The sequence below is a fragment of the Bradyrhizobium sp. Kon69 genome (genome assembly GCF_055807515.1).
The window spans coordinates 1-9446 of record NZ_JBVVOS010000064.1; the positions used below are offsets into that span (position 1 = coordinate 1).

General features: G+C 57.3%; 8 protein-coding genes. 5 read left to right on the forward strand and 3 right to left on the reverse strand.

All coding sequences use genetic code 11. The features are described 5' to 3' along the window. Positions 1–471: 471 nt before the first annotated feature. On the reverse strand, positions 472–1158 hold the full coding sequence (locus AC0L3U_RS37945; protein WP_007596419.1) for an HAD family hydrolase: 687 nt from the start codon (positions 1156–1158) through the stop codon (positions 472–474). Positions 1159–2784: 1626 nt separating this feature from the next. Here AC0L3U_RS37945 and AC0L3U_RS37950 point away from each other — a divergent pair. Beyond that, entirely contained in the window at positions 2785–2946 is a 162-nt protein-coding gene (locus tag AC0L3U_RS37950) for a hypothetical protein (RefSeq protein WP_157158605.1), read from the forward strand. Positions 2947–4097: 1151 nt separating this feature from the next. Here AC0L3U_RS37950 and AC0L3U_RS37955 read toward each other — a convergent pair. Beyond that, positions 4098–5381: an NAD(P)/FAD-dependent oxidoreductase gene (locus tag AC0L3U_RS37955; RefSeq protein ID WP_007596417.1), complete on the reverse strand. Its 1284-nt coding sequence runs from the start codon at positions 5379–5381 to the stop codon at positions 4098–4100. Between the two features lie 357 nt (positions 5382–5738). Here AC0L3U_RS37955 and ybgC point away from each other — a divergent pair, with 357 nt between their 5' ends. Continuing rightward, positions 5739–6182, forward strand: coding sequence for a tol-pal system-associated acyl-CoA thioesterase (gene ybgC, locus AC0L3U_RS37960; protein WP_007596415.1), 444 nt, complete (start codon positions 5739–5741; stop codon positions 6180–6182). 125 nt (positions 6183–6307) lie between these two features. Then, positions 6308–6589 (forward strand): hypothetical protein, encoded by a 282-nt coding sequence (locus tag AC0L3U_RS37965; RefSeq protein WP_007596414.1) that lies wholly within the window; start codon positions 6308–6310, stop codon positions 6587–6589. A gap of 4 nt (positions 6590–6593) precedes the next feature. On the opposite strand, the gene AC0L3U_RS37970 is transcribed toward AC0L3U_RS37965, so the two are convergent. Then, complete coding sequence (locus AC0L3U_RS37970) at positions 6594–6797, reverse strand: hypothetical protein (RefSeq protein WP_219683517.1); 204 nt, start codon at positions 6795–6797, stop codon at positions 6594–6596. 860 nt (positions 6798–7657) lie between these two features. Between AC0L3U_RS37970 and AC0L3U_RS37975 the strand changes: the two genes are divergently transcribed. Together AC0L3U_RS37975 and AC0L3U_RS37980 are read left to right on the forward strand one after the other, a co-directional pair. Further along, positions 7658–8401, forward strand: a complete 744-nt coding sequence (locus AC0L3U_RS37975; RefSeq protein WP_035993548.1) for an outer membrane protein — start codon at positions 7658–7660, stop codon at positions 8399–8401. Positions 8402–8565: 164 nt separating this feature from the next. Continuing rightward, a partial coding sequence (locus AC0L3U_RS37980; RefSeq protein WP_473285031.1) for an SbmA/BacA-like family transporter occupies positions 8566–9446 on the forward strand: 881 nt, incomplete at its 3' end.

Consider the following 9446-nt stretch of genomic DNA (forward strand, 5'->3'; position numbering starts at 1 on the left):
TGGTCAAGCGGCAGATGTACGGGCGCGCTAAGCTCGATCTCCTTCAGGCTAGGCTGATTGGCGCGCCATAAAAACAAACACGATCATCGAATATGCGTCAGAGCCAGCGTTCGACGCACGGGGTGAAGTTGCTCTCCGATTCTACAATGTGACGCTTGCCAACACGCTCGACTATCTGGGATCGCTGAGGTCGTAAGAGCGGCAATGTGTGGGTGCGAGATGGGTTATTGTTCGATCTGGCATCGTCAAGCCTCGAGCAGTCCACCGGTGACGACTACAGGCGCCTGGAATGCCGCGAGTGCGGCAGGTACCGGATTACGGGTTCGGTATTGCAGATGCTGGACTCGCGACTGAGTTGAGCCATGCGACGCGTGCGATGTCGAAGGCGGAGTTCGAATCGCCGAGATAAGCTCGTTCAACATGGACGACATGATCAAGGTTTTACAGACGCTGTGCGGTGATCTTCGCCGATCATGATTTGTGCATTCCAAAAAAACCGTAGCTTCGTAAGATTGGCAACAGCTCATGAAGGTTGTTAATCGTGTAGTCTGGATGCGCCGCTTGCAGGCGCGCCTCGGAAACAAATCCCCCGGTAATGGCTATACTTATCAGTCCGAGATTCCGTGCAATATCCGTTTCGATCGGCATATCGCCGATGATGAAAGTTGACGCTGGTTTCAAGTTGTTCTTCTGCATGTATAGACGAAGTCGCTCTCCTTTGCTTGTCGATTTGTATTGCGTGTCGCGGCTTTCGAACGCGAGCACATCGTCGATGCAGTCATTGATTCCAAGTCTTCTCAATTGGTAGCGCAGAGGGTCGACTATATGGTTGCTCACGATGATGGACGAAGCCCCTTCTCGGCGCGCCAACTCCAAGACTCTGCGCGCGCCCTCGCGTAGATCGGCTCTGCCCGCAAGAGCCTCATAGGCGTCGTGAAACATTGCACTCCCATCGCGATCCACCGTCGCAAGCTCGTCTCGCGATAGTCCGAGGCTGCGATAAAGAAGAGACAGCGGAACGTCGCAATGTTCCCGAAGCGTCTTCATGTCGATCGTTGTACGACCAAAGCGATCTAGAATTGCATTGGTGGTTTCGAGCAGTGCGTATGCATCATCGAGCAACGTTCCATTCCAATCGAAGACGAGAACCGGTTTCATGATCTGACCTTAAGCATAGATTCCGTGCGGGTGCCACCGTCGTTCGCCACGTATAGTAGCACCGAACTACTACGGCATGGGCATCGACACACTAGATGAGATGAAATGCTGGCGAGAATGGAGATGATTGACGCCCGCGATCAATCGAGCAAGTTTCATTTGGACTCCTGGGCCGGCGACTGCGAGGCCGTCATGATCGTACGGGCTCTTTTCGGTGTCCCAGCAATCCACGTGCCACCAAAGCCATTTGCGAGCCCCGCTTGAAGAGGGCAAAACCATGTTCTTCGGCTCAGGCGACGGAATACTCGCGCGTTAGTGTCTGGTCTCCGACATTAACGTCTTCAGCCGGATACGGCTGAACACGACAACGCGAAATGTTGAGTATGAAGGAGGCGCCATTCGCAAGTGTTCGCGGGCGGCGCTCCATGGAGACGGGGCCTTTGCGCTGAAGACGCTCCGGTTGGCATGGGGAAGTCGGGCTTCAGCAGGCGACTGCCTGAGCAACACGCGATTTGAGGACCGCGAAGCGATCTTTCGTGGCGAGCACTCGCGGTCCTTGGCAGACTCGAGCTTCGCTGAATGCGCCTCAGGTCCGCTCATCATCCGGCTTGGGGACGCGGCCCTTGGCATCGCACTTATGTCAACGGTTACATCCAACGCACGGGCAGGGCGAAGAGGCTAAAGCCCTCGCACAATTCCCGCCAGAATATCTGCCCGCTTAAGACATTTTCGACCGTAGCAGCGCAGAACCTGCATCGCGTGTCGCGCACGTTACGTCATCCAAAAGCGCACGTTCCTGCGACCTACGGTGATCGCGAATCGCTTCGCAAGACTAGGTGGCCGACAGTTGACGAAAGCAACAGGGGCTCAGACAGAAGAAGTTGAGCTGCTGCAAGAACACGCAAGGCTTAGAAATATGATCTAACCTGGGCATCTCCCTGCCGGGTTAACTTTGTAACTGGCCGCCCGGCAGCGCTCCTGGCAGCCTTATTGTGTTCCGGCTTGTGGACCGTGGAGGATGGTGCGCGTCAAGACTTCGACCCGTTCGGCAATTTGGCGAATTCGCCTCGCCACGTCCTCGACTGCGGTCATGTCCACCGGCTGCGTGCAGGAAATTGAGCTCATCTTCGCGTTAAGGTCCCTCAGCTCAGCCTTGCAGCGATCTAACTCCGCGTTGAGCATCGTAACTTCATTCATCGCCGTTGCCCGTATTGCCGTTGCTTCCGAGAAGATGTTTGTTCGGAGCATGCACCTGATTGCAATCTTTGTCGCGCTCGCGTGGTTCCACATGGGTAGGGCATCTCGAAAGGCACAGAACGGCCAACCCAAACACCGACCGGGTCGTTCACGCGCACAGCTGCAAATGGAGTCCCCATAGCCAATTTATATAAAGGAATGAATTTCAATGGCACGCGCATGCGTTCCTCTCAGCAAAGCCCGGGCGACCGGCCGCACTCGCAAGAATCCAAAACGATTTTCGGGCCGCAAAGAGCCAAACGGCTTGGGTCCGTTAGGCGAACCGCCGAAATGCTTAGGCAAACCGCACGAGCGCGAGGCGCGGCGAACGCTGTCTGATGACCTTCGATGGTTCAACCCGGAGCCACCGGACGCTAGTGGCAATGGCAAGTGGGCTGGTTGCGCGGCAAATCGGAGGCGAAGACGTTTGCGAAAGCTCTGAATCTTCTCAGAATGATGCTGAATTCCATTGGCGGCTCGCTGTCCGATGCATCGAAAGTAATGATGCCGGAAGTGGAAGATGCTGAAGACCCGGCCGCGAAATACTTCTAGCTCATTCTCAAGTACTCTCGCCTGAATGGGCATCTCCAAACAAGAGTGTAGAAGCCCGGCTGAACCGGACTTCCGCTGTTGTCGGTCGCTCACTTCGGATTGTGATCTGCCCATACGATCAGACGCCATCGAATGGTGCTTGTGCTGACGTATGCGCATGATTGCTTTGCGGAGGCAATGTGTGGCCTGCTGCAATTCCGATTTCGCGATGACAGCCCGTGCATCGGTAGAGAGCGGCAAAGGGAGCCGCGACTCCCGGCCCCTGATCCTGATCGAAACAGTCGCTGTTAGATTGCGGTAGGTAGTTGGCGTTCTTATAGGTAGCCATTCGACTTCTGTCACTAGAGTAAAGCCGGACTTGACCTCTCGGGGCTTACCGAACGTAATGCTGTTGCTGCTAACATCAGCGTTTGGCCCGCAGTCCGCAGCGTTGCGCGGGCAATCGGGGCCGCCAGTCGCAAGCTGGCGGTTCTCCCCGATTCGTTACGAGCAGTGGAACACGTTTCCCGGCGTGCAACCGCAAATAGCGGAACCTTACGCCGGCTATTCACAGCTTCCTGTGGACAACCTCATTATTCGGAAGAGATTTCGCCGCGCACCGCACGCGCTCGGCGCATGGATTAATTATGACACCCCAACAGAAAGCCGCGCTGGCATCTAGCACTACGATGCCGGGATAAAGCAGGGAGGCGAAGTTGCCCTGTCCATCATAAGGGAGTTTCCAGACGGGTTCAGCGAAACGAAATGACGCAGAACTCGCCTCACAGGCTGGCGCTTCCCTTTCGACCGCCGTGACGGCGACTCATGAGCGCTTCCAGTTTGGAGTGGGCCTTCGCGCTGGTGTCTCGCGATATCGAGAAACCCTTTTAAAGTGCGGCTTCGGTCACTGCCGGCTTTTGCGTTGAGCGCGTCTTCATCGAGCGATCCGTCGGGGAGATGATCCGCCTCCACGGTGCGGACTGGCATTCGGCGGAGAACCGACAGCTCGAGTCATGAACGTCACCCGTCGCAAGCTCGTCGTTCATCCGATCGTCTACCCGAGGTATGCCAAGTTCCATGACGGCGCCCTTGAACACATCATAACAACATCACGAGGACCGGCATGCTTCGAGCGAGGGCAGCTTGTGAAGCCAACCGGGTTGCTGGGGTGATCAGAACCAGGAATCCATCAGGTGAACAAGCTGGGAGCCCGCCGTATAAAACGCCTCCTGCGCTGCACGAAAGCGCTGGGCTTCAACGGCGGTGACCGGCAACGGCAGGTCGTTCTCCGCGATCTGCCCCAATACATACGAAGCCAAAACACTGCCAAACACAGTGCCTGGTGCGATTCCGCGGCCGTTATAGCCACTGAAACCGATGACTTGGCGGTCCAGCTTGTGAAGCCGGGGCAAGTTGTCGGAGGTCATTCCAATCATGCCAAACCAGCCGGTTTCAAACTGGACGCCCCGAAGTCCTGGAAAAAGCTTGTGCAACGATCTTTGGGCCCAAGCGCGGTGAATAGATCGCCCAATCCCCTCAAGCGCACCAACACTGCCAAACACGAGTCGCCCGGAGCGATCGAGACGAAACGAAGAGAGGACTTCTCGAGTGTCCCACACACCCTGCCGCTCAGGCAGGATCGACTTTCTCAGATCATCGGGCAGACATGGCGTGCCAAAGTTGAAATAGGGCAGTTGAATCTGTTCCTGCCGTACCTCAGACCAAAGTCCCTTGCTATAAGCGTCCGTCGCGACGACCACCCAGTCGGCCTCTACAGATCCGCTTTCGGTGCCGACTCTCCAGCGGAAACCATTCTGTTGCGCCATGACGGCCTCACTATGCGTAAATATCCTGGCTCCCATCGCAAGCGCGGCCCGCGCTAACCCTCGCACATAAGCCAATGGCTGTATGGTGCCGGCGCGCTTATCGAGCAGCGCGCCGGTGTAGTCGCCACCGCCTACTTTGCTGCGTGTTGCCTCCGCATTTAGCACCAGGACGGGCGCTCCACGCTTCTGCCACTGTTCGGCACGGGCCTCAACCTCCTCCAAGCCCTTACGTCCGACCGCACAATGCAAGGTGCCGGCACGTTCGACTTCACATTCGATGTGGTGCTTTTCGATGAGCTCGAATACCGTCTGCGGTCCGCGGCCGAGCTGTTCAAGTAACCGTTCTCCAAAAGGCGCGCGGAGCGCGGCCGGAAGCGACTCAGGCATGAGCCACATGCCCGCATTCACGAGTCCGACGTTCCGCCCGGACCCGCCGAATCCTATTTCAGACGCCTCCAAAAGCGCAACACGCGCTCCACCTTCAGCTAGATGAAGGGCCGCCGACAGCCCGGTATATCCACCGCCAATCACGACGATATCCGCTGCAATTTCATCAGTAAGTGGAGCAGTTTGTGGCGCTGGTGGCGCAGTCAGCACCCACAGTCCGTGTGATCGTCGATTGTTTCGCATCCGCCAATCCTCTTACAAGTAGCTTCTTGATCGACCCGAGCTCCAGCAGCCATCGTGAATACCGCTAAGTTCTGGCGGACCTCTCTAGTATCCAAGCGGACCTCCCTAGTATCCAACACTGACGTGCCAGCGCCACACCGGCAGGCAAATCGCAGGCCAAAAGGGCAGTTCGTCATCACCCCGAAGATCAGGCCGAGCTACTAAGTTGTTGATCTGTTGAGGGCACGCGCAGCACCCACGCGGCGGTGCGCCGGAGCTCCGACTGCGCGAACAAAGCCAAAGCCCCTCGGCGCTTGCTCTGGAACGCGCCTTTGTGCGAGACAATGGGTCCCAAAAGGGCAGCAAGGGGACCACACCGTGAGAGCCTCTCTTGATGGCGAAATTCGCGACGGCCGCCATCATATGCAGATCCGGGTCTATTTCGAAGATACCGACTCCGGCCAGATTGTTTATCACGCAAATTTCTTGCGCTTCATGGAACGCGGCAGAACGAACTACTTGCGCCTGCTCGGAACGAATCAGCAAGCATTACTCAAAGAAGCCAAGAACGATGCGCCCGGTGTTGCCTTCGTTGTGCGCTCGATGACGATCGATTTTCTAAAACCGGCGGTCTTGGATGACATTCTTGACGTCGTCACAGTCCCGCAAGAGGTGAGGGGCGCGTCGATTGCCTTGCTGCAGGAATGCAGGCGTGGCGACGATCTCCTGGTCACAGCACGTGTACGGGTAGCGTTTATCTCAGCTGGAAAGGCGCAGCGCATCCCGAAGTCGCTGCGGCTCGCTATGGAAGGGCATAGATAAATCTGCCGCCTCATTCACGCGTTTGCCTTGCAGCGCTCCACCGAAATCAAGTCATCATGGCGGCGTAAGTTAAAGCAAATGGGCTGCGGCAAACCCGGGGCGGCTCAATTGCACAGTCCAGCCGAATGAATCAGAAGCCGGCGAAGAACGAAAATAAATCGGACTTCGTCGGCCGCTTTGGTCACAGCGACCACAGCGAAACCCACGTCAAGGATGACGGGCCGATTGGCGACTGGCGCGGCTATCCCGGCGGCGCTGCCGTGGCGAACTTGCGCGATCGCATTTCGCGGCTCTTCTCAAATGGCGGCACCGTCTCCATTGCCCCATGCTCCATCTGGCTGACGGCAGCGAGGCGGATGGTTTCCGGGCTGCGCGCCAACGCTCGGTGCTCTTGCCACTCCGGATAAAAAATCATGGAAGAGGGCGGAACCGAGCGCGATCATTTTCGACGAGATGGTCAAGACGGTCCAGGAGCCGGCCCAATCGAAGGCGGCCGGCGGCCTCGTCCTTGGGTCTGAAAACATCAAAGGCACGTTTGTCGGATTCATTAGAAGGTACAATCTTTATGTTGTTTTCTGGAATGCGGATCAGCACGATCGAGCGATCGTCATTCACCGTCGCTCAAAGAGGATGGATATCGTCGCGGAAATGCCGCTTACGTTCGAGACCGCGCATCGGCTAGCGCTCTTCATGCCGCGTGCCGTGCCGACAACCACATTGCGCCGGATGCGCCGCCAATCGAATGAAGGGCCGCGCGGCCATTTTCGAAGTTGGTCCGGGCCTCCAATAGGCAAAACTGTTTCGTGGGGCGCCCACTTTATGTCAGCGAGTGCCATGATATCAGAATGGCAACCGGTGGCCTGTGGGCTGCCATACCTTACTTCACCGCTTGAACGCGCGAGGATAGTGCCGTGGCTAATGACGTAGAGCTTCTGATCTCGTATTTCGCGCTTTCGGGGCACGTTTACCCGCTGGGGGCCTGCTGAGGTCACTCCATTCCAATTCAAAGGCAGGGTCGAAGGGGCAGCGCGCGCGGGGTTCAACGGGTTCGGTCTTCACTACGAAGACACGATGGTCGCGCAAAGCAAGATTGGTTTTGCGGAAATGAGACGCATTCTTCAAGACAATGGCATCAAATATCTGAAGATTGAATTTCTGCTCGATTGGTACAGGACTGACGAGAAGCGAATGGAATCCGACAAATTCCGTCAGCAAACTGCTCGATGTCTCCGCCGAACTTGGAATGCGGGATATCAAGGTGGGCCCGGGATTCCAAGAAACGCATGCCGATGTGGCGCTCCGCCCATGGTGGCCTCCGTAAGGGGACACTTGGGAATGATCTGCAACGCAGAACCTAACGCAGCGTCCGGTTCACGCATTTCTTTCGGCACGAATGTTGTGACGCAGCTACAGCAATTCGCGCGCACGTTGTTAAGACGCATGAGGCTCGGGGCACTCAAGACATGAGAGTAGAAATGAAGAACTTCTTGCTTACGACTGTGAGCATTGTGGCGCTTGGCGCAATTGCGTCCGCATCCGGTGCAGACCTGGCTGCGCAGCCCGTCCAACCTCTCTACTCCAAAGCTCCGCCGCCTGTCGCGGCTGCAATTTACGACTGGAGCGGCCTCTACGTCGGTGTGAACGGCGGCTTGGGCTCAAGCTCGAATTGCTGGGACTACAATGGTCGCACCCCTGAGGGCTGTCATGATGCGACCGGCATTACCGTCGGCGGGCAGATCGGCTATCGATGGCAGATCGGCCAGATCGTGCTGGGCGTTGAAGGTCAGGGGAACTGGGCTGATCTGAGCGGATCCAACGTCAGCATTGCGTTCGGCGATGTCGACCAGAGCAAGATTGGTGCGTTCGGTACGATGACTGGGCAGATCGGTTATGCGCTCGACACCGTACTGTTTTACGCCAAGGGCGGCGTCGCAGTGGCGAGCAACACGTATCTAGTCAACTCCGCAGTCACGGGCGCGCAGTTCGCGGGCGCTGATAGCAGCCCTTGGGGTGCTACTGTGGGCGCCGGGATCGAAGTCGGTTTCGCGCCGAACTGGTCGGTAAGCGTCGAGTACGACCACTTGTTCATGCGGGATGCCGACGTGAACTTTGTCGTGGCTGCTGGTTCGCTGGGCGGCGACCGCATCCGCCAGGATTTCGATCTTGTGACTGCGCGGCTCAACTATAAGTTCGGCGGCCCGATTCTGCTCAAATATTGATCTGAAGTCGGACTGGTGAATCGAAGGCCCCGGCTAGACCGGGGCCTTTCAGGCATCGCGCGTGCGACGCGACTGGCGGGTGACCGGAAGTCAGGAACAGTTAGCGAAACCGCGGCGAGTTCATCTTCTGAGCTGAAGTTCTAAGTCGATAAAGGACGGCGAGCATGTTCGTTTCATTCTTCCCTCGACCAAAGTTGTTCTTTGCGTCGTCAATTCTTTGGACGGCGTTGGCGATGGCGTTTTGGTATGTATTTGCCGGCAATCTCTTTCCAGCCCCGGAGAAGCCGGTCGGGCTTGCGACGTTCTGGTCGGCCTCGGCGCTGTGGTTTGATCTCTATTTTGCGCTGACCGTTACGGCGTTCGCGGCGGCATGGATGTTATTTGCCCCGCATCCCTGGGCGACGTGGTCCATTCTTGGTTCGGCGTTGATCCTGTTCACCTCTTACTTTCAGGTCCAGGTCTCGGTCGCGATCAACAGCTGGTATGGACCGTTCTATGACATGATCCAGGCTGCGCTTTCGAAGTCGGCGCCGGTCACGGTCGAGCAGTTCTACAGCGAGTTGTCGACCTTTGCCGGCATAGCGCTCGTGGCCGTCGTGGTCGGCGTGATGACGCGATTCTTCGTCAGCCACTACATCTTCCGCTGGCGCACGGCGATGAACGATTTTTATGTCGCCAACTGGCCGCGGCTGCGCACGATCGAAGGCGCCTCCCAGCGGATTCAGGAAGACACCATGCGCTTTGCCAGCACCATGGAAGGTCTAGGCGTCAATCTCATCAGCGCGGTGCTGACACTGGTGGCCTTCCTGCCGGTTCTGGTGAGGTTGTCCAGTAACGTCACCGAGCTGCCTCTGTTCGGCTCGATTTCCTATCCGCTGGTGTTCGCCGCGGTCATCTGGTCGATCCTGGGCACCGGCGTTCTCGCGCTTATTGGCATCCGCCTGCCCGGAATTGAATTTTTCAACCAACGGGTCGAAGCGGCCTATCGCAAGGAGCTCGTGCTCGGCGAGGATGATACGGCGCGTGCCAATGCGCCGACATTGAG

What these genes read in the sequence shown, in the direction of transcription:
- AC0L3U_RS37945 (WP_007596419.1), bottom strand. Translation starts at nt 1,158, where the DNA reads ATGAAACCGGTTCTCGTCTTCGATTGGAATGGAACGTTGCTCGATGAT.
- AC0L3U_RS37955 (WP_007596417.1), bottom strand. Translation starts at nt 5,381, where the DNA reads ATGCGAAACAATCGACGATCACACGGACTGTGGGTGCTGACTGCGCCA.
- AC0L3U_RS37975 (WP_035993548.1), top strand. Translation starts at nt 7,658, where the DNA reads ATGAAGAACTTCTTGCTTACGACTGTGAGCATTGTGGCGCTTGGCGCA.
- AC0L3U_RS37965 (WP_007596414.1), top strand. Translation starts at nt 6,308, where the DNA reads ATGAATCAGAAGCCGGCGAAGAACGAAAATAAATCGGACTTCGTCGGC.